Origin of the sequence: Klebsiella terrigena (assembly GCF_006539725.1) — a bacterium.
Taxonomy (GTDB): Bacteria; Pseudomonadota; Gammaproteobacteria; order Enterobacterales; family Enterobacteriaceae; genus Klebsiella; species Klebsiella terrigena.
The window spans coordinates 1-23,888 of record NZ_BJNO01000021.1 but is presented as its reverse complement, the minus strand read 5'-3'; the positions used below and the strand labels follow the sequence as shown (position 1 = coordinate 23,888).

Annotated in this window: 20 protein-coding genes; 13 read left to right on the top strand and 7 right to left on the bottom strand. The window is 59.1% G+C overall.

Going from position 1 to position 23,888, the window contains the following annotated elements; genetic code table 11:
* Nucleotides 1-130: 130 nt before the first annotated feature.
* Nucleotides 131-1,054: a ketopantoate/pantoate/pantothenate transporter PanS gene (gene panS / locus RTE01_RS20210; RefSeq protein ID WP_041143579.1), complete on the top strand. Its 924-nt coding sequence runs from the start codon at nt 131-133 to the stop codon at nt 1,052-1,054.
* A 133-nt stretch (nt 1,055-1,187) separates the two neighbouring features.
* Nucleotides 1,188-1,460, top strand: a complete 273-nt coding sequence (locus RTE01_RS20205) for a YjbD family protein (RefSeq protein WP_041143578.1) — start codon at nt 1,188-1,190, stop codon at nt 1,458-1,460.
* On the opposite strand, the gene rluF is transcribed toward RTE01_RS20205, so the two are convergent.
* Nucleotides 1,457-2,326, bottom strand: a complete 870-nt coding sequence (rluF, locus tag RTE01_RS20200; RefSeq protein WP_041143577.1) for a 23S rRNA pseudouridine(2604) synthase RluF — start codon at nt 2,324-2,326, stop codon at nt 1,457-1,459. The genes RTE01_RS20205 and rluF overlap by 4 nt on opposite strands.
* Before the next feature lie 468 nt (nt 2,327-2,794).
* Between rluF and RTE01_RS20195 the strand changes: the two genes are divergently transcribed.
* The 9 genes from RTE01_RS20195 (at nt 2,795) to pepE (ending at nt 10,318) form a co-directional block, all read left to right on the top strand.
* Nucleotides 2,795-3,748 carry a sugar-binding transcriptional regulator gene (locus RTE01_RS20195; RefSeq protein ID WP_134525118.1) on the top strand — a complete coding sequence of 318 codons (954 nt, stop codon included), beginning with the start codon at nt 2,795-2,797 and terminating at the stop codon, nt 3,746-3,748.
* A gap of 69 nt (nt 3,749-3,817) precedes the next feature.
* Nucleotides 3,818-4,621, top strand: coding sequence for an SDR family oxidoreductase (locus RTE01_RS20190; protein WP_041143575.1), 804 nt, complete (start codon nt 3,818-3,820; stop codon nt 4,619-4,621).
* 9 nt (nt 4,622-4,630) lie between these two features.
* Nucleotides 4,631-5,038: a mannose/fructose/sorbose PTS transporter subunit IIA gene (locus tag RTE01_RS20185; RefSeq protein WP_041143574.1), complete on the top strand. Its 408-nt coding sequence runs from the start codon at nt 4,631-4,633 to the stop codon at nt 5,036-5,038.
* A complete protein-coding gene (locus tag RTE01_RS20180; RefSeq protein ID WP_041143573.1) occupies nt 5,038-5,532 on the top strand; it encodes a PTS system mannose/fructose/N-acetylgalactosamine-transporter subunit IIB in 495 nt (164 codons plus the stop codon). Before RTE01_RS20185 ends, RTE01_RS20180 begins: the two co-directional genes overlap by 1 nt.
* Before the next feature lie 135 nt (nt 5,533-5,667).
* Complete coding sequence (locus RTE01_RS20175; RefSeq protein WP_041143572.1) at nt 5,668-6,465, top strand: PTS mannose/fructose/sorbose transporter subunit IIC; 798 nt, start codon at nt 5,668-5,670, stop codon at nt 6,463-6,465.
* Between the two features lie 11 nt (nt 6,466-6,476).
* Nucleotides 6,477-7,301: a PTS system mannose/fructose/sorbose family transporter subunit IID gene (locus RTE01_RS20170; RefSeq protein WP_141335303.1), complete on the top strand. Its 825-nt coding sequence runs from the start codon at nt 6,477-6,479 to the stop codon at nt 7,299-7,301.
* 76 nt (nt 7,302-7,377) lie between these two features.
* On the top strand, nt 7,378-8,607 hold the full coding sequence (gene sorE, locus RTE01_RS20165) for an L-sorbose 1-phosphate reductase (RefSeq protein ID WP_141335301.1): 1,230 nt from the start codon (nt 7,378-7,380) through the stop codon (nt 8,605-8,607).
* Nucleotides 8,600-9,412, top strand: coding sequence for a shikimate 5-dehydrogenase (locus RTE01_RS20160; RefSeq protein WP_134525117.1), 813 nt, complete (start codon nt 8,600-8,602; stop codon nt 9,410-9,412). The genes sorE and RTE01_RS20160 overlap by 8 nt, the downstream gene beginning before the upstream one ends.
* A 216-nt stretch (nt 9,413-9,628) precedes the next feature.
* Entirely contained in the window at nt 9,629-10,318 is a 690-nt protein-coding gene (gene pepE / locus RTE01_RS20155; RefSeq protein ID WP_041143568.1) for a dipeptidase PepE, read from the top strand.
* Nucleotides 10,319-10,418: 100 nt separating this feature from the next.
* On the opposite strand, the gene RTE01_RS20150 is transcribed toward pepE, so the two are convergent.
* Nucleotides 10,419-12,050 carry a Na/Pi cotransporter family protein gene (locus tag RTE01_RS20150; protein ID WP_041143567.1) on the bottom strand — a complete coding sequence of 544 codons (1,632 nt, stop codon included), beginning with the start codon at nt 12,048-12,050 and terminating at the stop codon, nt 10,419-10,421.
* 232 nt (nt 12,051-12,282) lie between these two features.
* The gene (metH, locus tag RTE01_RS20145) at nt 12,283-15,966 is read right to left on the bottom strand and encodes a methionine synthase (RefSeq protein WP_041143566.1); all 3,684 of its coding nucleotides are present in this window, start codon (nt 15,964-15,966) and stop codon (nt 12,283-12,285) included.
* Nucleotides 15,967-16,275: 309 nt separating this feature from the next.
* Between metH and iclR the strand changes: the two genes are divergently transcribed.
* Entirely contained in the window at nt 16,276-17,103 is an 828-nt protein-coding gene (gene iclR / locus RTE01_RS20140) for a glyoxylate bypass operon transcriptional repressor IclR (protein ID WP_041143565.1), read from the top strand.
* Nucleotide 17,104: 1 nt separating this feature from the next.
* Nucleotides 17,105-17,533: an ASCH domain-containing protein gene (locus RTE01_RS20135; RefSeq protein WP_076947883.1), complete on the top strand. Its 429-nt coding sequence runs from the start codon at nt 17,105-17,107 to the stop codon at nt 17,531-17,533.
* A 33-nt stretch (nt 17,534-17,566) separates the two neighbouring features.
* Here RTE01_RS20135 and aceK read toward each other — a convergent pair whose 3' ends face one another.
* The 4 genes from aceK to metA all read right to left on the bottom strand — a co-directional run bounded on the left by aceK (nt 17,567) and on the right by metA (nt 23,490).
* On the bottom strand, nt 17,567-19,309 hold the full coding sequence (gene aceK, locus RTE01_RS20130) for a bifunctional isocitrate dehydrogenase kinase/phosphatase (RefSeq protein WP_041143563.1): 1,743 nt from the start codon (nt 19,307-19,309) through the stop codon (nt 17,567-17,569).
* A 50-nt stretch (nt 19,310-19,359) separates the two neighbouring features.
* Entirely contained in the window at nt 19,360-20,664 is a 1,305-nt protein-coding gene (aceA, locus tag RTE01_RS20125) for an isocitrate lyase (protein WP_041143562.1), read from the bottom strand.
* 34 nt (nt 20,665-20,698) lie between these two features.
* Nucleotides 20,699-22,300, bottom strand: coding sequence for a malate synthase A (gene aceB / locus RTE01_RS20120; RefSeq protein WP_141335297.1), 1,602 nt, complete (start codon nt 22,298-22,300; stop codon nt 20,699-20,701).
* Nucleotides 22,301-22,560: 260 nt separating this feature from the next.
* Entirely contained in the window at nt 22,561-23,490 is a 930-nt protein-coding gene (gene metA / locus RTE01_RS20115) for a homoserine O-acetyltransferase MetA (protein ID WP_041143560.1), read from the bottom strand.
* Between the last annotated feature and the right edge of the window lie 398 nt (nt 23,491-23,888).

Sequence of the window (23,888 nt, the reverse complement as noted above, 5' to 3'; positions counted from 1 at the left end):
TAAATATTACCTATAGCCGGGCTCGAACCCGGCTTTTTTTATAACTATATCAACACAACCTACTCGCAATCGTTCGGGCAGCGGGCGCAGCCGGCCTGGAAGATGACGAGCCAATTGCAAGGAAACCAACATGCTCGCTATGCTGACACGGCTGTTCCCGCTCTGGGCGCTGCTGCTCTCCGTTCTGGCCTATTACACGCCGGCCACCTTTACCCCCATCGGCCCCTGGGTCACCACCCTGCTGATGCTCATCATGTTCGGGATGGGCGTCCACCTGAAGCTGGAAGATTTTAAGCGCGTGCTGTCGCGCCCGGCGCCGGTTGCGGCGGGGATTTTTCTGCACTATCTGGTGATGCCGCTCGCCGCCTGGGCGCTGGCGCTGCTGTTCCATATGCCGCCGGAGCTGTCGGCCGGGATGGTGCTGGTGGGCAGCGTTGCCAGCGGAACGGCGTCTAACGTGATGATCTACCTGGCGAAAGGCGATGTGGCGCTCTCGGTCACCATCTCTTCCGTCTCCACGCTGGTTGGCGTGGTGGCAACGCCGCTGCTGACGCGCCTGTACGTCGATGCGCATATTCAGGTCGACGTGGCGGGTATGCTGCTCAGCATCCTGCAAATCGTGGTTATCCCGATTGCGCTGGGGCTGATTATTCATCACCTGCTGCCGAAGGTGGTCAAGGCGGTCGAGCCGTTCCTGCCCGCGTTTTCCATGCTCTGCATTCTGGCGATCATCAGCGCCGTCGTCGCCGGCTCCGCTGCGCACATTGCCTCCGTGGGCCTGGTGGTGATTGTCGCGGTGATCCTGCATAACGCCATCGGGCTGCTCGGCGGCTACTGGGGCGGGCGTCTGTTTGGCTTTGATGAGTCAACCTGCCGCACGCTGGCCATTGAGGTGGGGATGCAAAACTCAGGACTGGCGGCGGCGCTGGGGAAAATCTACTTCGGCCCTCTTGCCGCCCTGCCCGGCGCGCTGTTCTCGGTCTGGCACAACCTTTCCGGATCGCTGCTGGCCGGCTACTGGTCGGCTAAGCCCACCGGGAAGAAAGAGAAGTAGCGCCCTGCCTTCATCGCCCGGACAGGCCGCTCGCCGCGCCTGCCCGGGCGTTTTCCCGTCCTCACGGTATCCAGACTGTCAGTCAACCCGGTATTGCCGTACACTGAATTATCGGCTGACTGAGGGTTCTACTATGGCACTTCCCCGCATTACGCAACAAGATATGACCGAGCGCGAGCAGCGCGAGCTGAAAACGCTGCTTGACCGGGCGAGAATCGCGCACGGCCGTCTGCTGACTAACGCAGAAACCAACGCTGTAAAAAAAGAGTACATCGATAAGCTGATGGTGCTGCGCGAAGCTGAGGCAAAAAAGGCCCGCCAGTTAAAGAAAAAGCAGGCCTATAAACCCGACAGCGACGCGTCATTCTCCTGGTCGGCGAGCACGCCGACGCGCGGCAGGCGCTAACGCCCCTTCTTTTTACGTCCCGGCTGGTTAAAACGTTTGCCGTTTGCCGCCGGGCGTCCTTTCTCGCTGCTCTTTTCCACGTTCACCACCGGGCGCTTGATGCCCGCCGTTTTCGGCTTCGCTTTCGCCTTCGGTTTGGCCTCAGAGGAGGAGTTCTCAATCAGCTTAAACAGCGCAACCAGCTCATCATCCGTCAGGTCACGCCACTCGCCGAGGGGCAATCCCGACAGGCCGATATTCATAATCCGCGTGCGCTCAAGCTTCATGACCTCGTAGCCAAAGTGTTCGCACATCCGGCGAATCTGCCGGTTAAGCCCCTGAACCAGGGTAATGCGGAAGACGAACGGCGCTTCTTTTCTCACCTTGCACTTCTTCGTCACCGTGCCGAGAATCGGTACGCCCGCCCCCAGCCCGCGCACGAACTCATCGGTCACCGGCTTATCGACGGTCACCAGGTACTCTTTTTCGTGATCGTTACCAGCGCGGAGGATCTTATTCACCAGATCGCCATGGTTGGTCAGGAAGATCAGCCCCTGAGAGTCTTTATCCAGCCGGCCGATCGGGAAAACGCGCTTGCTGTGGTTCACAAAATCGACGATGTTGTCGCGCTCGCTGTCCTCGGTGGTGCTGACGATCCCCACCGGTTTATTCAGCGCGATAAACACCAGATCTTCCGCCTCACGCGGCTCAATCAGCTGGCCGTTAACCTTCACGACATCGCCCGGGGCAACCTGGTCGCCAATGGTCGCACGCTTGCCGTTGATGAAAACGTTGCCTTGTTCAATGTAGCGATCCGCCTCGCGACGCGAGCAAATGCCGCTTTCACTGATGTATTTGTTGAGTCGGGTTGATGAGTCGGGCAGCATAACGTCTCCTAAAAACACTTCATCCTTCAAGTTGTCCCCGTATTGGCCACGCTCACGCATCCCGGTCACATAGATTGCTATGCTGCCGGCGCTCGCTCTCCTGCCGCCTCGATAAAACTTGAATGCTTTTATATGTAAAACGAGAAATATACCTCAGCCGGCGGGCAATCAAAAATAATCACGTACCGGCGCCGTGGCGCTAAGTGTGATCTGCCGCGTCTTTCTACACAAAAGTGTCCCGTGGAACCCTCTGCAACTTTGTCCGGCGAAAATAAGCAGAATCAAGCGATTAGGCAATCCGGCACAAAGGTGCCGTCCGCCGGCGGGCCGATAATCAAATGTGCAATATAAACGCCCGACATAGCGCAATGAAAGGGGGGAAAATTGCTTTGTGGTCGGCTGCTGATGGGGTTATATCAGATCAAGGCAGCAACAACGTGATTTGCACAAATGTGCAGGAGCCCGCAGATGACCACCGAAAATAGCGACGATATCCGCTTAATCGTGAAAATTGCCCAGCTCTACTACGAGCAGGACCTGACCCAGGCACAGATCGCCCGCGAGCTGGGTATTTACCGCACCACGATCAGCCGTCTGCTAAAACGCGGCCGCGAGCAGGGCATCGTCACTATCGCCATCAACTATGACTACAACGAGAACCTGTGGCTGGAGCAGCAGCTGAAGCAAAAATTTTCCCTCAAAGAAGCAGTGGTGGCTTCCTGCAGCTCGGCGCAGGAGGAGGATCAGCTCAATACCATCGGGCAGCACGGCGCTCAGCTGGTCGATCGGCTGCTGGAGCCCGGCGATATCATCGGCTTCTCCTGGGGACGCGCGGTGCGGGCGCTGGTCGAAACCCTGCCGCAGGCCAGCCAGTCGCGTCAGGCGATCTGCGTGCCGATTATCGGCGGCCCCTCCGGTAAGCTGGAGAGCCGCTACCACGTCAATACTCTGACCTATAGCGCGGCGGCGAAGCTGAAGGCCGAGTCGCACCTCGCCGACTTCCCGGCGCTGCTGGAAAATCCCCTGATCCGCAACGGCATCATGCAGTCCAGGCATTTTCAGACCATCTCATCCTACTGGGACAATCTGGATGTTGCGCTGGTCGGGATCGGCTCACCGGCGATCCGCGACGGCGCGAACTGGCACGCGTTTTACGGCAGCGAAGAGAGCGACGATCTCAACGCCCGCCACGTCGCCGGCGATATTTGCTCGCGCTTTTACGATATTAACGGCGGCATCGTTGAAACTAATATGAACGAAAAAACGCTCTCTATTGATATCGCCAGGCTCAAGCACGCACGCTATTCGGTGGGCATCGCCATTGGCGAAGAAAAATATAGCGGGATCCTCGGCGCCCTGAACGGCGGATATATTAATTGTCTGGTCACTAACCGGGAAACGGCTGAGCTATTACTGAAATAAAATAAGAATATTCATTCCCGCAGCTCGCGCTGCGCGGAATCCCTTTATCTAAATAACGAGAAGACGATAATGAAAACATGGCTAAACCTTAAAGATAAAATAGTTATTGTCACCGGCGGCGCCTCCGGAATCGGCCTGGCCATCGTCGATGAATTAATTGAGCAAGGCGCCAATGTGCAAATGACGGATATTCACGGCGGCGATAAATATCGTAACGGTGAGAACTATAGGTTCTGGCCCACCGATATTTCCCGCGCCGACGAGGTGAACCACAGCGTCGAGCAAATTATTCAGCGCTGCGGACGTATTGACGGCCTGGTAAATAACGCCGGGGTTAATTTTCCCCGCCTGTTAGTTGATGAAAAGGCGCCCGCCGGCCGCTATGAGCTGAACGAAGCGGCCTTTGAGAAAATGGTCAACATTAACCAAAAAGGCGTCTTTTTAATGTCCCAGGCGGTCGCCCGGCAGATGGTGAAACAGCGCGAAGGGGCGATCGTTAACGTCTCGTCAGAAAGCGGGCTGGAAGGCTCGGAGGGCCAGAGCTGCTATGCGGCCACCAAGGCGGCGCTGAATAGCTTCACCCGCTCATGGTCGAAGGAGCTGGGCAAACACGGTATCCGCGTGGTGGGCGTCGCGCCGGGCATTCTGGAAAAAACCGGGCTGCGCACGCCGGAGTATGAAGAAGCGCTGGCGTGGACCCGCGGCATCAGCGTTGAACAGCTGCGCGAGGGCTATAGCAAAAACGCCATTCCCATCGGCCGCTCCGGGCGCCTGAGCGAGGTTGCGGACTACGTTTGCTACCTGCTGTCAGAGCGTGCGAGCTATATAACCGGAGTAACCACTAACATCGCTGGCGGTAAAACCCGCGGTTAAGGAGATCCTATGGTCAACGCTATTTTCTGCGCTCACGGCCAGCTTGCCTGCGCCATGCTGGACTCCGTTCGTATGGTCTATGGCGACGTCAACGTCAGCGCGGTGGAGTTTGTCCCGGGAGAAAATGCCGGCGATATCGCCGCTAAGCTGGAAGAGTTAGTAAGTACTCACAGCAATGATGAGTGGCTGATTGCCGTCGATTTACAGTGCGGCAGCCCGTGGAATGCCGCCGCAGGGCTGGCGATGAAAAACCCGCAGCTGCGGGTGATCAGCGGCCTCTCTTTGCCGCTGGCGCTGGAGCTGGTGGATAACCAGCAGGCCATGACCGCCGACGCCCTGTGCGACCATTTGACCGCGATTGCCAGCCAGTGCTGCGTGGTCTGGCGGCTCCCGCAAACCGTTGAGGAGGATTTCTGATGAACATCACGCTCGCCCGCATCGATGACCGGCTGATCCACGGCCAGGTGACCACCGTCTGGTCCAAAGTGGCCAACGCTCAGCGCATTATTATCTGCAACGACGATGTTTATAACGATGAAGTGCGCCGGACCCTGCTCCGCCAGGCCGCGCCGCCGGGGATGAAAGTCAACGTCGTAAATCTCGAAAAAGCGGTTGCCGTTTATCATAATCCGCAATATCAAAATGAATCCGTTTTTTATTTATTTACTAATCCGCAAGACGTTTTAACGATGGTGCAGCAGGGGGTCAAAATAGCCACGCTAAATATAGGCGGCATGGCCTGGCGACCGGGCAAGAAACAGCTCACCAAAGCCGTTTCATTAGATCAAACGGATATTGACGCATTTCGCCAGCTGGACCAGCTTGGCGTTATTCTGGATTTACGCGTGGTGGCCTCCGATCCATCCATTAATATTCTCGACAAGCTCGCTCAGCAGTCCGTTACAGAATAAAGAACGCCTGTTTACTATCCGTCCGGGTGCAGGCATTGCGGCGAAAATAAATACCTCGCCGTCAGCATAAATAACCACGTGACTGGTATATGTGCCGTAACAGGCAGGGTTCCCTACACTTTAAAGGTTATAATTATGGAAATTAGTACCCTACAAATAATAGCCATATTTATTTTTTCCTGTATTGCCGGAATGGGCAGCGTGCTGGATGAATTCCAGACCCACCGCCCGTTAATTGCCTGTACGGTGATTGGGCTGATTCTCGGTGATTTAAAAACCGGAATTATGCTCGGCGGCACGCTGGAGCTGATTGCCCTCGGCTGGATGAACGTCGGCGCGGCGCAGTCTCCGGATTCAGCCCTGGCCAGCATCATTTCGGCCATTTTAGTCATCGTCGGCCAGCAAAGCATCGCGACCGGTATCGCCATCGCTCTGCCGGTTGCCGCAGCCGGACAGGTGCTGACCGTCTTTGCTCGCACCATCACGGTGGTCTTCCAGCACGCGGCGGATAAAGCCGCCGAAGAGGCCCGCTTTCGCACCATCGATCTGCTGCACGTCTCGGCGCTCGGCGTGCAGGCACTGCGCGTCGCCATCCCGGCGCTGGTGGTGTCGCTGTTCGTCAGCGCCGATATGGTCAGCAGCATGCTGAATGCGATCCCGGAATTCGTGACCCGCGGCCTGCAAATTGCCGGCGGTTTCATCGTCGTGGTCGGCTACGCCATGGTCCTGCGCATGATGGGCGTGAAGTATCTGATGCCCTTCTTTTTCCTTGGTTTTCTTGCCGGCGGCTACCTCAACTTTAGCCTGCTGGCCTTCGGCGGCGTGGGGGTCATCATCGCGCTGATCTATATCCAGCTCAATCCGCAGTGGCGCAAGCCTGAACCCCAGGCGAGCGCCGCCTCTTCCACCGCCCTTGACCAACTTGACGACTAATGGAGCCGACCATGGAACAGAAAAAACTCACGCAAGGCGACCTGGTTAGCATGTTTCTGCGCTCCAACCTGCAGCAGGCCTCTTTTAACTTCGAACGTATTCATGGCCTGGGATTTTGCTACGACATGATCCCGGCGATCAAGCGCCTCTACCCGCTGAAGGAGGATCAGGTTGCGGCCCTCAAGCGCCACCTGGTGTTCTTCAATACCACCCCCGCGGTTTGCGGCCCGGTGCTGGGCGTCACCGCCGCGATGGAAGAGGCGCGCGCCAACGGCGCGGCGATTGACGACGGCGCGATTAACGGCATCAAGGTCGGGCTGATGGGGCCGCTGGCGGGGGTCGGCGACCCGCTGGTGTGGGGAACCCTGCGCCCGATTACCGCCGCGCTCGGCGCCTCGCTGGCGCTCTCCGGAAATATTCTTGGCCCGCTACTGTTCTTCTTTATTTTCAACGCGGTACGTCTGGCCATGAAGTGGTACGGGCTGCAGCTTGGCTTTCGCAAAGGGGTCAATATCGTCAACGATATGGGCGGCAACCTGCTGCAAAAACTCACCGAAGGCGCCTCAATCCTCGGCCTGTTTGTGATGGGCGTGCTGGTGACGAAGTGGACCACCATCAACGTACCGCTGGTGGTCTCCCAAACTCCGGGCGCTGACGGCGCCACCGTCACCATGACCGTGCAGAACATCCTCGACCAGCTTTGCCCTGGCCTGCTGGCCCTGGGGCTGACGCTGCTGATGGTGCGCCTGCTCAATAAGAAGGTGAACCCGGTCTGGCTCATTTTCGCCCTGTTCGGCCTCGGGATTATCGGTAACGCGCTGGGCTTCCTGTCCTGATCTTTCGCCCCGGCGCTGCCGTCGGGGCGGCTTCAATAAACTAACCCCGCAAGAGTAAGGGGATGAGGTGGTAAACATGAAAACTACGGCTCTACGTCTGTATGGCAAACGCGATCTGCGCCTGGAAACTTTCGAACTCCCGGCGATGGGGGATGATGAAATTCTCGCTCGGGTAGTCACCGACAGCCTGTGCCTCTCCTCATGGAAAGAGGCCAATCAGGGTGAGGATCACAAAAAGGTCCCGGACGACGTTGCGCTCAATCCGATTGTCATCGGGCATGAGTTTTGCGGCGAAATCCTCGCGGTCGGCAAAAAGTGGCAGCACAAATTCCACCCCGGCCAGCGCTACGTGATTCAGGCCAACCTGCAGTTGCCGGATCGCCCGGATTGTCCCGGCTACTCGTTCCCGTGGATCGGCGGCGAAGCCACCCACGTGGTGATCCCCGACGAGGTGATGACCCAGGACTGCCTGCTCCCCTGGGAGGGCGATACCTGGTTTGAAGGCTCGCTGGTTGAGCCGCTCTCCTGCGTTATTGGCGCCTTCAACGCCAACTATCACCTGCAGGAAGGCACCTATAACCATACGATGGGCATCCGGCCGCAGGGGCGCACGCTGATCCTCGGCGGCACCGGCCCGATGGGCCTGCTGGCCATTGACTATGCCCTGCATGGCCCGATCAACCCCTCTCTGCTGGTGGTCACCGACACCAATAAGCCCAAGCTGAGCTACGCCCGTCGGCACTATCCTTCAGAGCCGCAAACCCTGATCCACTACCTCGACGGCCATGACGCCAGCCGGGAGACGCTGATGGCGCTGACCGGCGGCCACGGGTTTGACGATATTTTCGTTTTCGTGCCGAAAGAGGAGCTGATTACCCTTGCCTCTTCGCTGCTGGCCGCCGACGGCTGCCTGAACTTCTTCGCCGGCCCGCAGGATAAACAGTTTAGCGCGCCGGTTAACTTTTACGACGTCCACTACGCCTTTACCCACTACGTCGGCACCTCCGGGGGCAACACTGACGATATGCGCGCCGCCGTGGCGCTGATGCAGGAGAAAAAGGTGCAGGCGGCGAAGGTGGTAACCCATATTCTTGGGCTCAACGCTGCGGGCGAAACCACCCTCGATTTACCGGCCGTCGGCGGCGGCAAGAAGCTGGTTTATACCGGAAAATCGATCCCGCTGACGCCGCTGGGCAGCATTGCCGATCCGGCGCTGGCGGCAATTATGGCGCGCCATCACGGGATCTGGTCCGGCGAAGCCGAGCAGTATCTGCTGGCCCACGCGGAGGAGATTACCCATGATTAATCGCGACACTCAGCTCTGCATGTCGCTGGCCAGCCGCCCGGGCAACTTCGGTACCCGTTTTCATAACTATCTCTATGAAAAGCTGGAGCTAAACTACATCTACAAAGCCTTTACGACGCAGGATATTGCGGCAGCGGTACAAGGCGTTCGGGCGTTGGGCATTCGCGGCTGCGCGATATCCATGCCGTTCAAAGAGAGCTGTATGCCGTTTCTCGACGCTATCGACCCTTCTGCAAAGGTGATTGATTCAGTCAATACCATCGTCAACGATAGCGGCAGGCTGACCGGCCTCAACACCGACTATATCGCGGTGAAAAGCCTGATCGACAGCCACAGTCTGGCGCCCACGGCGAAGGTGATGATTCAGGGCAGCGGCGGCATGGCGAAGGCGGTCATCGCCGCGTTTCGCGACGCTGGCTTCCGCGATGTCATTATCGCCGCCCGCAATCGCGATAGCGGCCTGGCGCTGGCAAAACAGTACGGCTTCCAGTGGCAGCCGCAGCCTGAGGGGATCGCGGCGGCTATCCTGGTCAACGTCACCCCTCTCGGCATGGCGGGCGGAGAGTACGCCGGGACGCTGGCCTTCAGCCAGGCCATGGTTGAGGGTGCCGACGTGGTGTTCGACGTGGTGGCCCTGCCGCCGGAGACGCCGCTGATCCGCCTGGCGCAGCGGCTGGATAAACGCACCATCAGCGGCGCGGAGGTGATTGCCCTGCAGGCGGTAGAGCAGTTTGCGCTGTACACCGGCGTGCGCCCGGACGAGGCGCTGGTTAACGAAGCGGCGGCGTTTGCCCGCGCGGGCTAAACGCCCGGGTCGTAATGCGCAGGTTGCGGCAGCGTGGCGTGCCGCAACCTGACAACATCGTGAGCCACGTCAGCGAGCGCAGGGGCAAGCAGTGGTAGGATCGCCAGCCGACTTTGTCATTATGACCAGACCATAGACGTTCAGGCGCAGCGGCGCGTTTTGCGGCTCCGCCACCGCGCAAACGGCCTGAATGACGGTGGTTATCACGGAGAAAAGATGGAACTACTGCTACTGAGTAACTCGACCCTGCCCGGCAAGGCATGGCTGGAACACGCGCTGCCGGTCATTTCCGGGCAGCTGAACGGCCGCCGTTCGGCGGTGTTTATCCCTTTCGCCGGCGTCACGCAGACCTGGGATGATTACACGGCAAAAACCGCCGCGGTCTTTGCTCCTCTGGGCGTGAGCGTCACGGGCATTCACAGCGTCGCGGATCCCGTCGCGGCGATTGAGACCGCCGACGTGGTCATCGTCGGCGGCGGTAATACCTTCCAGCTGCTCAAAGAGTGCCGCACGCGCGGCCTGCTGGCGCCAATCGTTGACGTGGTCAGGCGCGGCGCGCTGTATATCGGCTGGAGCGCCGGCGCCAATCTCGCCTGCCCGACCATCCGCACCACTAACGATATGCCGATCGTTGACCCGCAGGGGTTTGACGCCCTGGGGCTGTTCCCGCTGCAGATTAACCCCCACTTCACCAACGCCCTGCCGGAAGGACATAAAGGCGAAACCCGCGAGCAGCGGATCCGCGAGCTGCTGGTGGTGGCGCCGGAGCTGGTGATTATCGGTTTACCGGAAGGAAACTGGATTCAGGTCGCGCAGGGACACGCCACCCTCGGCGGCCCGAACCCAACGCTGGTGTTTACTGCTGGAAAAGAAGCGGTTCCTGTCGCCGCCGGCCACCGATTTTAACCACCTTCCTCCTCTCCCCGCCGGGGAGAGTCGCAGGCCCGGTTAACGCAGCGCCTGCGGGGTTTCCCTGAGGCGCTGCGGCCGGCAGCGGCCTTAGCGCTTAATAATCATCCCGCTCGTCATCTTCGTCCGGCTGCTCCATCACGCTGTAGGCGACCGAACAGAACAGCGAGTTGAGACGCTTCATATCGCCCAGCAGCCCCAGATGCAGGGAGCTGGTTTCAATGCTCTGCACGTTCTGCTGGTGCAGGCGATCGACGTGCGCGTGCGCGTAGCGGCGGTTCATGATGCGGAAACGGTGCTTGTTGCGGCGCAGGCGCCGGGCGCTCGGGACGTCGCCGGAGAAGAAGACCGACATCGCCAGCTGGAGGTTGCTCAGCAGCTGATCGTACAGGCCGTCGAGCTCCTTCAACCCTTCAACGGAGAAGGCCCGCCGCGCGGCCAGCGATTTATCGGCAATTTCGCTGCCCATTCTCTCGACGATATCGGAAGCCTGCTCGAGGTTGAGCGCCATTTCGATAATCTCCGCCCAGCGGCGAGACTCCTCTTCGGCGAGCTCATCTTTCGGCATCCGCGCCAGATAGAGCTTGATGGCGGTATAAAGCACGTTGATATCGTCCGCCATTCTGCGCAGCCCCTTCTCCTCCCGCGGCTCGCCGTGCATCACCTTGCGCAGGCCGTCCAGCATCTGCTCCATGGCGTCGCCAATGCGCAGCGTCTCGCGAGCGGCGTTGGCCAGCGCCAGCGCCGGCGTATCCAGCGCCGAGGTATCCAGATGCTTCGGTTTCAGGTGCAGGTCCTGCTCAGGCTCTTCCTGAATCAGACGCCTGCAGAGCCGGGCCATCGGCTCGGCGAACGGCACCATCGCCACGCAGCGGATCAGGTTGTAGAAGACGTGGAAGTAAATCACCAGCTCCGCTTCCGGCAAAGGCAGCTTGTGCATCGCATCCGCCAGCAGGTGGACAAACGGCAGAATAATCAGGCTGCCCACCAGCTTAAACAGCAGGCTGCCCAGCGCGACGCGGCGCGCGGCGGCGTTGGCGGCGCTGTTGTTGATCATCGCCAGGATCCCGGAACCGAGGTTCGCGCCGATAACCAGGCACAGCGCGACCGGGAACGAAATCACGCCGGTGGAGGTGAGCGTGGCGGTTAGCAGCACCGCCGCGAGGCTGGAGTAGCTCACTATCGCGAACATGGCGCCAATCAGCGCATCCAGCATGATATCGCCGGTCAGCGACGCGAATATCACCTGCACGCCGTTGGCCTGGGTGATGGGATGCACCGCCTGCACGATCAGCTCCAGCGCCAGTAAAATCAGCCCCAGCCCGATACCGACCCGCCCCAGCTGGCCCGCGCGGGTCTGCTTGCGGCCAAGGAAGAAAATCACGCCGATAAATATCAGCAGCGGTGAGAGCCAGGAGAGGTCGAAGGTCAGCACCCTCGCCATCAGCGCGGTCCCCACGTCGGCGCCCAGCACAATCACCAGCGCCGGGGCCAGCGCGACCAGGTCCTGGGCGACAAACGAGGTAACCAGCATGGTGGTAGCGTTGCTGCTCTGGACCAGAGCCGTAACGCCAATACCGGCGCAGAAGGCGAGCGGTTTTTTCTCGACGCTACTGCTGAGAACGGAACGCAGGCGTGCGCCATAGACGCGCATCACGCCGGTACGAACGATATGGGTGCCCCAAACCAGCAGGGCGACGGCAGAAAGCAGGTGCAGCAGAGTTAACACGGATTCTTGTTCTCCTTATTACCCGACGGATAAATGCGGATAGCCCCGTCGGGAATTCCCCCGGCGGCGCTACGCTTAGCCGGGCTACATCGCCCAGAGCAATCCCGGTCAGTGCAGATTGCCCTGAATCAATACTCCAGTATAAGGGTTTAGCCGCAATAAAGAGACAGGGCGCCTTTTGGGCGCCCGCTAAGTTGTAAGTGAAGATAACCGATTTGCGACAGGCCGCAGGCTAGTCCGCGTCGTAGCCCAGGTTCGGTGCCAGCCAGCGCTCAACTTCGCCAGGGGTCATTCCTTTGCGCAGCGCGTAATCCTCAACCTGATCGCGCTGGATCTGCGCCACCGCGTAGTACTTGCTGTCCGGATGGCTGAAGTACCAGCCGGAGACCGAGGCGCCCGGCCACATGGCGAACGATTCGGTCAGCTTCATGCCGGTATGCGCCTCCACGTCCAGCAGCTCCCAGATCACGGCTTTTTCGGTATGCTCCGGGCAGGCCGGATAGCCCGGCGCCGGACGAATCCCCTGATAGTTCTCGCGGATCAGCTCCTCGTTGCTCAGGTTCTCGTTCGCGGCATAGCCCCAGTAAACCTTACGCACCCGCTCATGCAGATATTCCGCAAACGCTTCGGCCAGACGGTCGGCGATCGCTTTGACCATGATTTTATTGTAATCATCGTGCTGAGCGTCAAAGGCCTCGGCCAGCGCGTCCTCCTCCAGCCCGCCGGTCACCGCGAACGCGCCAAGATAGTCGGCCTTGCCGCTCAGCTTCGGCGCGACAAAATCGGCGAGGCAGTAGTTGGCAAATCCGACCTTCTCGGTCTGCTGGCGCAGGTGATGGCTGACGGTCAGAACATGGGTGCGCGTCTCGTCACGGTAGATTTCGATGTCGTCGCCCACGCGGTTAGCCGGGAATAATCCCACCACCCCACGCGGGTTCAACGACTTCTCGGCGCTCAGCTTATCCAGCAGGTCGTTGGCATCTTTAAACAGCCGCTGCGCCTCTTCGCCGACCACTTCGTCCTCGAGGATGCGCGGGTATTTCCCGGCCAGCGACCAGGTCATAAAGAACGGCGTCCAGTCGATATAGTTACGCAGCGTTTCGATGCTGGCTTCGACCTCCTGCACGCCGAGGCGATGGGCCACCGGCGGCGTGTAGCTCTCCCAGTCAAACGCCAGGTCGTTATCCCGGGCGGCCTCCAGGGTGACCGGCGGAGTGCGCGGCTTCTTGCGCGCATGCTGGATACGCACGGTTTCGTACTCTTTGCGCGTCCGGGCAACGAAGTCATCGCGCTGGGTATCGGAAAGCAGCGCCGCCACGACGCCAACGGTACGCGAGGCGTTCTGCACGTAGACCGTCGGGCCGCTGTAGTTCTGCTCGATTTTTACCGCCGTATGCGCTTTGGAGGTGGTCGCGCCGCCAATCAGCAGCGGCAGGGTAAAGCCCTGGCGCTCCATCTCTTTTGCGACGTTGACCATTTCATCCAGCGACGGGGTAATCAGCCCGGAGAGGCCAATCAGGTCGGCGTTGACCTCGCGCGCGGTTCGGAGGATTTTTTCTGCCGGAACCATCACGCCAAGATCGATGATTTCGTAGTTATTACACTGCAGCACCACGCCGACGATGTTTTTACCGATATCGTGCACGTCGCCTTTGACGGTGGCGATCACCATCTTGCCGTTGCTGGAACCCTTCTCTTTACTGGCTTCAATATAGGGCTCGAGGTAGGCCACCGCCTGCTTCATCACGCGGGCCGATTTCACCACCTGCGGGAGGAACATTTTGCCCTCGCCGAACAGGTCGCCCACCACGTTCATGCCGTCCATCAGCGGGCCTTCAATCACCTCGATGGGGCGGGTCGACTGCTGACGCGCCTCTTCGGTGTCCAGCTCGATAAATTCGGTGATCCCTTTCACCAGCGAGTATTCAAGACGCTTTTTAACGTCCCAGCTGCGCCATTCCGCCTGCTGGGCGTTGGCGGAGTCGTCCGTTTTGCTGCCGCGATATTTTTCCGCCAGCTCCAGCAGGCGATCGGTGCCCTCGGCGTGACGGTTGAGGATCACGTCTTCGACGGCATCGCGCAGCTCGGCGGGCAGGTCGTCATAAATCGCCAGCTGCCCGGCGTTCACAATCCCCATGTCCATGCCGTTACGAATGGCGTAGTACAGGAAGACGGCGTGAATCGCCTCGCGGACCGGATCGTTGCCGCGGAAGGAGAACGAGACGTTGGAGACGCCGCCGGAAATCAGCGCATGCGGCAGCTCGCGTTTGATATCTTCACAGGCGCCGATAAAGTCCTGCGCATAGTTGTTGTGCTCTTCAATGCCGGTCGCCACTGCGAAGATATTGGGGTCGAAGATAATATCTTCCGGCGGGAAGCCCACCTCTTCGGTCAGAATTTTGTACGCCCGGCGGCAAATCTCGATTTTGCGCGCCCGCGTATCGGCCTGGCCCTGCTCGTCGAAGGCCATCACCACCACGGCGGCACCGTAGCGGCGCACTTTTTTAGCGTGATGGATAAACGGCTCGATCCCCTCTTTCATCGAGATAGAGTTGACGATGCCTTTGCCCTGGATGCACTTCAGGCCTTTTTCGATGACTTCCCACTTTGAGGAGTCGATCATGATCGGCACGCGGGCAATATCGGGCTCACCGGCAATCAGGTTGAGGAAACGCACCATCGCCGCCTCTGCGTCGAGCATCCCCTCATCCATGTTGATATCGATAATCTGCGCGCCGCTCTCGACCTGCTGGCGGGCAACGTCCAGCGCTTCATTATATTTTTCTTCTTTAATCAGTCGCTTGAACTTCGCAGAGCCGGTCACGTTGGTCCGTTCGCCGACGTTAACAAACAGGCTGTCGTCGCCGATATTCAGCGGCTCGAGGCCGGCAAGGCGGCAGGCCACCGGGATTTCCGGCAGCGCGCGCGGCGCCAGTCCGGCAACGGCGCGCGACATGGCCGCGATATGCTCCGGCGTGGTGCCGCAGCAGCCGCCGACGATATTCAGGAACCCGGATTCAGCCCATTCGCGAATTTGCGCGGCCATGGTATCGGCATCCAGATCGTATTCACCAAAGGCGTTCGGCAGGCCCGCATTGGGGTGCGCGGTAACGTAGCATTCGGCGATGCGCGAGAGCTCCTGCACGTACTGGCGCAGCTCGTCCGGGCCCAGCGCGCAGTTGAGGCCGAAGGTGAGCGCATCGGCGTGGCGCAGCGAGTTATAAAAGGCTTCGGTGGTCTGCCCGGAGAGCGTACGGCCGGAGGCATCGGTGATGGTGCCGGAAATCATGATCGGCAGATCGACGCCCAGCGCCTCAAGCTCCTCTTTGACCGCAAAGATTGCCGCTTTGGCGTTCAGGGTGTCGAATACCGTCTCAATCATAATCAGGTCGACGCCCCCTTCCACCAGCGCCTTCGTTGACTCACGGTAGGCTTCCACCAGCCCGTCGAAGGTGATGTTGCGGTAGGCCGGGTCGTTGACGTCAGGAGAGATGGAGGCGGTGCGGTTAGTCGGCCCGAGGACCCCCGCGACGTAGCGCGGCTTTTCCGGCGTGCGGGCGGTCCACTCGTCGGCGCTGGCGCGCGCCAGCTGTGCCGCGACAAAGTTGATTTCCGCCGACAGGGATTCCATCTGGTAATCCGCCATCGCGATAGTCGTCGAGTTAAAGGTGTTGGTCTCAATGATGTCCGCGCCGGCCTCGAAATAGGCGTCGTGAATGGCGCGGATCACGTCCGGCTTGCTGAGCACCAGCAGGTCGTTATTGCCTTTCAGGTCGCAAGGCCAGTCGGCAAAGCGCGCGCCGCGGAACTCTTCTTCACTCAGACGATAGCCCTGGATCATGGTGCCCATGCCCCCATCCAGAACCAAAATACGTTTTTTTAACTGCTGATGCAGTTGCTCAACTTTGCTGCTCACACTCGCTCCCGACAACGCTCAACCAGACCCCAGAAATACACAAAATCATTCAAGCTGGGTCAGGGCGGCAAGCCAGCCCCAGGCGCTTAGACAAGCAGGTAACCGGGGATGAGTCAGAGCAGCCAACGCAGAAGCAGTTTGAAGGATGAAGTGTCCGTCCATACTGGCATAAACCACAGGGGCGGGAAAGAGAGCGGCGGGCAATATGAGACATGTTCAGCTTCACTCATCCGATCAGTCGGGTTGTGATTGCAAAATGGGCAAATAAAACGAAAACTATTTCCACGATACAGAAAAAAGGAATCTGCGATGGCCACTCCCGTTCCCGCAAAGCGCGGCAGAAAACCCGCGACTCCCGCCGCCCCTCAGGCCAGCGGGCAAGTTCAGTCGCTTACCCGTGGGCTAAAATTACTCGAATGGATTTCTGAATCGCACGGCAGCGTCGCGTTAACCGAGCTGGCGCAGCAGGCCGGCCTGCCGAACTCGACAACCCACCGCCTGCTGACAACCATGCAGCAGCTGGGCTTCGTGCGCCAGGTGGGCGATCTCGGGCACTGGTCCGTCGGCGCCCACGCCTTTGTGGTCGGCAGCAGCTTTCTGCAAAGCCGCAACCTGCTGGCCATCGTGCACCCCATTCTGCGCCAGCTGATGGAGGACTCCGGCGAAACGGTCAACCTGGCGGTGCTGGATCAGGGCGACCACCAGGCGATTATCATCGACCAGGTGCAGTGTACGCAGCTGATGCGCATGTCGGCGCCGATTGGCGGCAAGCTGCCGATGCACGCCTCCGGAGCGGGTAAAGCCTTCCTGTCGCAGCTAAGCGAAGAGCAGGTCACCGGCCTTCTGCACCGCAAAGGCCTGCACGCCTACACTCACGCCACCCTGGTATCGCCGCTGCATCTGAAAGAGGACCTGGCCCAGACGCGCAAGCGCGGCTATTCGTTCGACGACGAAGAGCATGCCCTGGGCCTGCGCTGCGTCGCGTCCTGCATCTATGACGAACACCGCGAGCCGTTTGCCGCGATCTCCATCTCCGGGCCTATCTCGCGGATGACCGACGATCGCGTCACCGAGCTCGGCGCGCTGGCAATTAAGGCCGCCAAAGAGGTGACCCTGGCCTACGGTGGGGTGCGCTAAGATGAGCGATCTGCAGGCCCTCTGGCAGCAGCGCTATCCCGGCGCCTTCTGCTGGTCATTTGGCGACTCCCCCGCGCTGGCCGACGAGCTGGTGGCGCTGGTTATCGCCGGGAAAAAGCGCGGCACCTGCGGCTCGCTTGCCAGCTATCGGCAGGAAAATCCGCCGGTCACTCCGGGCTCGTTGCACATCGTGCTCAACGGCGCGGGCGAGCCGGCGTGCGTCATCCGCACCCTGGCGCTCAGAATTATTCGCTTTAATGAGATGACCGCGGATCTTGCCGCGCTGGAGGGTGAAGGCGATTTGAGCCTGGGCTACTGGCAGCAGGCTCACCGGGCCTTCTTCGAACGTGAAGGGAGCTGGTCACCGGAGATGGAGCTGGTTTACGAAGAGTTCGCGCTGATCGACGTCGCCGATGCGCTATCGTCCTGAGCCGCGACCCCGCGGCTCGCATCGGCTTTTCGCTTAGCCCGCCTGCTGCATCGCGCCGTAACGCACGCAAAAACGCTGGCGACGGCGGTAGGCGTAGACATCCTCCACGTGGCCGTTGCGGATGCGCGTCTGCAGCTCGCGCCAGTAGTCGGCCCGCAGCAGATCGGCGTGCATCTCCTCGAGCAGCGGCCCGATACGCGGGTCCGCGCAGAGCCAGTGGCGGAACTCTTCCGGGAAAACGTCCCCCGGCGACACGCTGTACCACGGCTCGCTCGCCAGCTCATCTTCCGGATAGCGCGGCGGCGGGATCTCGCGGAAATTAACCTCCGTCATGTAGCAAATCTCATCGTAATCGTAGAACACCACCCGGCCATGGCGGGTCACGCCGAAGTTTTTGAACAGCATGTCGCCGGGGAAAATATTGGCGGCGGCCAGTTGGCGAATAGCGTTGCCGTACTCCTCGACCGCATCGCGCAGCGCCTGGCCGTCGACCTGCTCCAGCCAGATATTCAACGGCACCATCCGCCGCTCGATATAGAGATGGCTGATGGCAATCCGATCCCCGAGGTCGGTAATTTTAGCCCCGGCTTCCGACTGCAGCAGCGCCATCAGCTGCGGTGCGATTTGCCGCTTATCCAGCACGAAGTTTTCAAACTCCTGGGTATCGGCCATTCGCCCGACGCGGTCGTGCTCTTTAACCAGCTGATAGCAGGCGCGGACGTGGGCGGCGGTCATCTCCTTTTGCGGCGCAAAACGGTCCTTGATGATCTTAAATACCCGGTCGAAGCCCGGCAGAGTAAAGACCAGCATCACCATGCCGCGGATGCCGGGCGCCTCGATAAACTGCTCGTCGCTGCGGGCAATATAGTGCAGGTATTCACGGTAGCTTTCCGTTTTTGCGTGCTTCTGGCAGCCAATCGCCATGTACAGCTCGGCGGTGGTTTTCCCCGGCAGGATCTCGCGCAGCCACTCGACCAGCGCACCGGGCAGCGGGGCGTAAACCATAAAATAGGAGCGCGCAAAGCCAAAGACGATGCTCGCCTCTGCGTGGGTGGTTAGACAGGCATCAATAAACAGCTCGCCTTCATCGCTGCGATGGACGGGCAGCAAAAAGGGCAGCGTTGCCACCGGCGTCACCAGTTTGCCTACCAGCCAGGCCGCCTTATTGCGATAAAAAAGTTCGTTGGCTATTTGCAGATGAGAGCGGGAGAGCATCTCGCTGCCGAGTGCCTCTACCAGGCTGGCCGTGATATAGCCGATATCCCGCGCCTTGTTTTGCCACGCCAGCCGCAGGGGCAGATCGGAGAGTACCTTGCTTAATAGCGTTTCCCAGCCGCGCTCGGGGAAAAACGTTTTCGCCAGCGGACGGGGAATTGAGCGGAAGCTGCGCTCCGGCTGCGAGCTGAAAATAAAAAGCCGCTCGGGAGTCAGCGAGCGGTGGTCAAACAACCGGCAATAGACGGAATTGAAGAAGCTCTCCGCAATTTCGAAGCGAGGGTAGTCCGGTAGCAAACGGGTGTAGTGCTCTTTCACCCGCAGTAAAAAATCGGCGTCGGTACTTTTGCCGTCAGTAATGCAGCGCAGCTGCTCAACCACCAGACCGACGTGATGGTCGTAGAGGTGAATACGCTGCTTCATCGCCTGCTGTACCGCGTGCCAGTCGGCGTGCTCAAAGCGCTGCTGCGCGCCCGAGGTCACTTCAAGAAAACGGCCATACTGGGCGTCAAAGCCCTGCAAAATAGTCTGTGCAATCAGTAGTTCCAGGCCACGCGTCATACCTTCCCCCTCACCCAGCCCTCTCCCCGGCAGGGAGAGGGGGAAAACAGTCAGAACTGCTCTTCTTCCGTTGAACCTGTCAGCGCGGTGACTGAGGAAGCGCCGCCCTGGATAATGGTGGTCACCTTATCGAAGTAGCCGGTGCCCACCTCCTGCTGGTGGGAAACGAAGGTGTATCCCTCCGCTGCGGCGGCAAACTCCGGCTGCTGCACCTTCTCAACGTAGTGCTTCATCCCTTCACCCTGCGCATAGGAGCGGGCGAGGTCGAACATGTTGAACCACATGCTGTGGATACCCGCCAGGGTAATGAACTGATATTTGTAGCCCATGTCGGAGAGCGCCTGCTGGAAGCGAGCGATGGTCGCGTCATCGAGGTTTTTCTTCCAGTTAAACGACGGCGAGCAGTTGTAGGCCAGCAGCTTGCCCGGGAAGCGGGCGTGAATAGCATCCGCAAAGCGCTTAGCCTGCTCAAGATCCGGCTTAGACGTTTCGCACCACACGAGGTCAGCGTACGGCGCATAGGCCAGGCCGCGGCTAATCGCCTGCTCAATGCCGGCATGGGTGCGGAAAAAACCTTCATTGGTGCGATCGCCGGTAATAAACTCGCGATCGTACGGATCGCAGTCAGAGGTGATCAGATCCGCAGCATCGGCGTCAGTACGGGCGATGACCAGCGTCGGTACGCCCATGACGTCGGCCGCCAGGCGAGCGGCCACCAGTTTCTGGATAGCCTCCTGCGTCGGAACCAGCACCTTGCCGCCCATATGGCCGCATTTTTTCACCGATGCGAGCTGATCTTCAAAGTGAACCGCCGCTGCACCGGCCTCAATCATCGATTTCATCAGCTCAAACGCATTCAGCACGCCGCCGAAGCCGGCTTCAGCATCCGCCACGATCGGCAGGAAATAGTCGGTATAGCGCGGATCGTCGGATTCAATACCGGTAGACCACTGGATCTGATCGGCGCGACGGAAGGTGTTGTTGATCCGATCGACCACCGCCGGCACCGAGTTCGCCGGGTACAGCGATTGATCCGGATACATGCTGGAAGCCAGGTTGGCATCCGCCGCGACCTGCCAGCCGGAGAGATAAATCGCCTCGATCCCCGCCTTCGCCTGCTGCAGCGCCTGCCCGCCGGTCAGCGCGCCAAGGCTGTTGATATAGCCCTTTTTCGAGCCGCCGTGCAGCAGCCGCCACATTTTGGCCGCGCCAAGCTGCGCCAGGGTACATTCCGGGTTGACCGAACCGCGTAATTTCACCACTTCTTCTGCGCTATACGGGCGGGTGATGCCTTCCCAACGCGGCTGTGTCCACTCTTTGTTTAATTCTTCGATTTGCTGGGTACGAGTTTTCATGTGCAGATGCTCCATAGGGTCACGAGTGGGTGAATTACGCCAACAGGCGGTAGCCAGGCAACGTTAAGAAATCAATCAGTTCATCTGAGGTGGTGATTTGTTCCATCAGCCGCGCGGCATCGTCAAAGCGGCCGCTGCTGTAGCGGTGCTCGCCCAGCTCCTCCTGAATAACCATCAGCTCTTCGCCAAGCCACTGGCGGAACAGCGCTTTGGTCACCGGCGTCCCGTCGCTAAGCGTCTTCTGATGGTGGATCCATTGCCAGATAGAGGTGCGCGAGATTTCGGCCGTCGCCGCATCTTCCATCAGGCCATAAATCGGTACGCAGCCGTTGCCGGAGATCCAGGCTTCGATGTACTGCACCGCCACGCGAATATTGGCGCGCATCCCGGCTTCGGTACGCTCCCCGGCGCAGGGGGCCAGCAGCTGTTCGGCGGTAATCGGCGCATCCTGGTCCCGGCTGACGCCCAGCTGATTGGTCCTTTCGCCCAGCACGCGGTTGAAAACCTCCATCGCCGTATCCGCAAGGCCCGGGTGGGCAATCCAGGTGCCGTCATGGCCGTTTTTAGCTTCCAGCTCTTTGTCGGCGGTAACTTTGCCGAGTACCTGGCGGTTGCGTTCAGCGTCTTTACTGGGAATAAAGGCCGCCATGCCGCCCATCGCAAACGCGCCGCGCTTGTGGCAGGTTTTAATCAGCAGGCGTGAATAGGCGTTGAGGAACGGCTTGTCCATCGTCACCACCTGGCGGTCGGGTAAAACACGGTCAGCATGGTTTTTTAACGTTTTGATATAGCTGAAAATGTAGTCCCAACGTCCGCAGTTCAGGCCAACGATATGGTCACGCAGCGCGTGGAGAATCTCATCCATCTGGAACACCGCCGGCAGCGTTTCAATCAGCAGCGTCGCCTTGATGGTGCCGCGCGGCAGTTCAAAGCGATCTTCGGTGTAGCTGAAGACTTCGCTCCACCAGGCCGCTTCCTGCCAGGCCTGGGTCTTCGGCAGATAGAAATAGGGGCCGCTTCCTTTCGCCAGCAGGGCCTGGTGGTTATGGAAGAAGTAGAGCGCGAAATCGAACAGGCTGCCGGGAATCGACTCCCCGCGCCAGGTCACGTGTTTTTCCGGCAGATGCAGGCCACGCACCCGACAAACCAGCACCGCAGGATCGGGCTTCAGCTGGTAGATTTTCCCCGCTTCGTTGGTATAGCTGATGGTGCCGTTGACCGCATCGCGCAGGTTAATCTGACCGTCGATAACTTTGTTCCAGTCAGGCGCCAGCGAATCCTCAAAGTCAGCCATAAATACTTTCACGTTGGCATTCAGGGCGTTAATCACCATCTTGCGTTCAACGGGGCCGGTAATCTCCACCCGGCGATCCTGTAAATCGGCCGGAATACCGCGAATCGTCCAGTCACCATTACGAATGGAAGCCGTTTCCGAAATGAAGTCAGGTAGCTTCCCGTCGTCGATATCCTGCTGCTGCTGGATACGGGCCGCCAGCAGTTTATTGCGCTCAGGCGTAAAGCGGCTCACCAGTTCCGCCAGGAACTCCACCGCCTCGGGCGTTAAGACCTGCTTTTCCTGCTCGCCATAGGGCTGGCCGAAGGCCAGTTCGTCAGTGATTGTCGCCTGTTGCGTCATTGTGCAGCTCCTCTTGGTTGATCCAGTTGGCGCGAGTGAAAGATCGTTGTCTGGTTTTCGCTCAACACAATTAAGACTACGCATTATTTTTCCAAAATCAAAAACAATTTCCATTTTAATTTTAATATCAATGCAACATATTGATAACATTAAAATTAAAGTTTATTTCGTACATGAATTGAATTTCGGAAACAAAAAAGGCACCCGAAGGTGCCAGAGGCAAAATGCTGAAACGCTTTAGGATCGCGTTGGCTGGAGGATTAATCCAGAGTCGGATTCATATGCCGCAGATCGTATGGCGTGATTTGGTAGACATAGTAGTTCAGCCAGTTGGCAAACAGCAGGTTTCCGTGACTTCTCCAGCTGGCCCGCGGTGTGTTTTGTGGGTCATCATGCGGGAAATAATTGGTCGGTACTTCCGGACTGAGCCCCGCTTCCACATCGCGGAAAAACTCCCCCGCCAGGGTATTGGCATCGTATTCCGGATGTCCGGTGACGAAGGCAATGCGCTTATCTTTGCTGGCAAACAGATAGGCATCGCCCTCTTCGGTTTCTGCCAGGATCTCTAAATCGGTATAGTCGCGGATCAGTGCGGCCGGAAAATCGGCATAGCGCGAGTGCGGCGCGAGGAAAGTATCGTCGAAACCTCGGGTCAGCAGCGCATGCGGATGCAAAATATGGTGTTCAAAGACGCCGGAGATTTTTTCAGTGCGGGTTTGCTTGGGGATGCCATAAAGGATATTGAGCGCGGCCTGTACGGCCCAACAGACAAAAAGCGTGGAGGTGACGTGATCCTTTGCCCACTCCAGCACCTGCTTAATCTGCGGCCAGTAGGCCACGTCGTTGAATTCGACCAGCCCCAGCGGCGCGCCGGTGACGATCAGGCCATCAAAGTTCTGGTCGCAGATGTCCTCAAAATTGCAGTAGAAGTTGTTCAGGTGCTCGGTTGGCGTGTTGCGAGACTCACGCGCGTCGATGCGCAGCAGCTGGATATCAAGCTGGAGCGGAGAGTTTGATAGCAGCCGCAGGAACTGGTTTTCGGTCTCGATTTTCTTCGGCATCAGGTTGAGAATAAGCACCTTCAGCGGGCGAATTTCCTGGGTCGTTGCGCGCGTTGCCGTCATCACAAAGACGTTCTCACTACGCAAGAAATTGACGGCCGGTAGCTCGTCCTGCACCCGAATAGGCATAACTTTATTACCTCATAGCATACGTATAAACGTTTAGACATCCAGACAGCTAACAATAACCAGGAATAAGCAAAATGTCGAGTCTGCAAGCGGAAGGTGAGAAAGTTTCAACCACACATGGGACAGAATACAGCGATTAATCGGCAGGAAGCATCATGAATATAGCGCTGCGCCGCGCAAGTCGGCAAAAAGCGGGCAACGGCTGACAACAGGGTGCTATATGGCGGGATAAAGCAGCATTTTGACGCTACGTTTCACCGCTGCAGGGCGGAAGAGAGAGGGATTTTTCGGCGTTTTAGCGGCTAAAGGGTCAGGGATCGCGCTGTGCGCGGCCCCCGATCCGGGCGGCATCCGGGCGCTTTTCCTGAACCGCAGACAACAAAAAAACCCCATGCTTT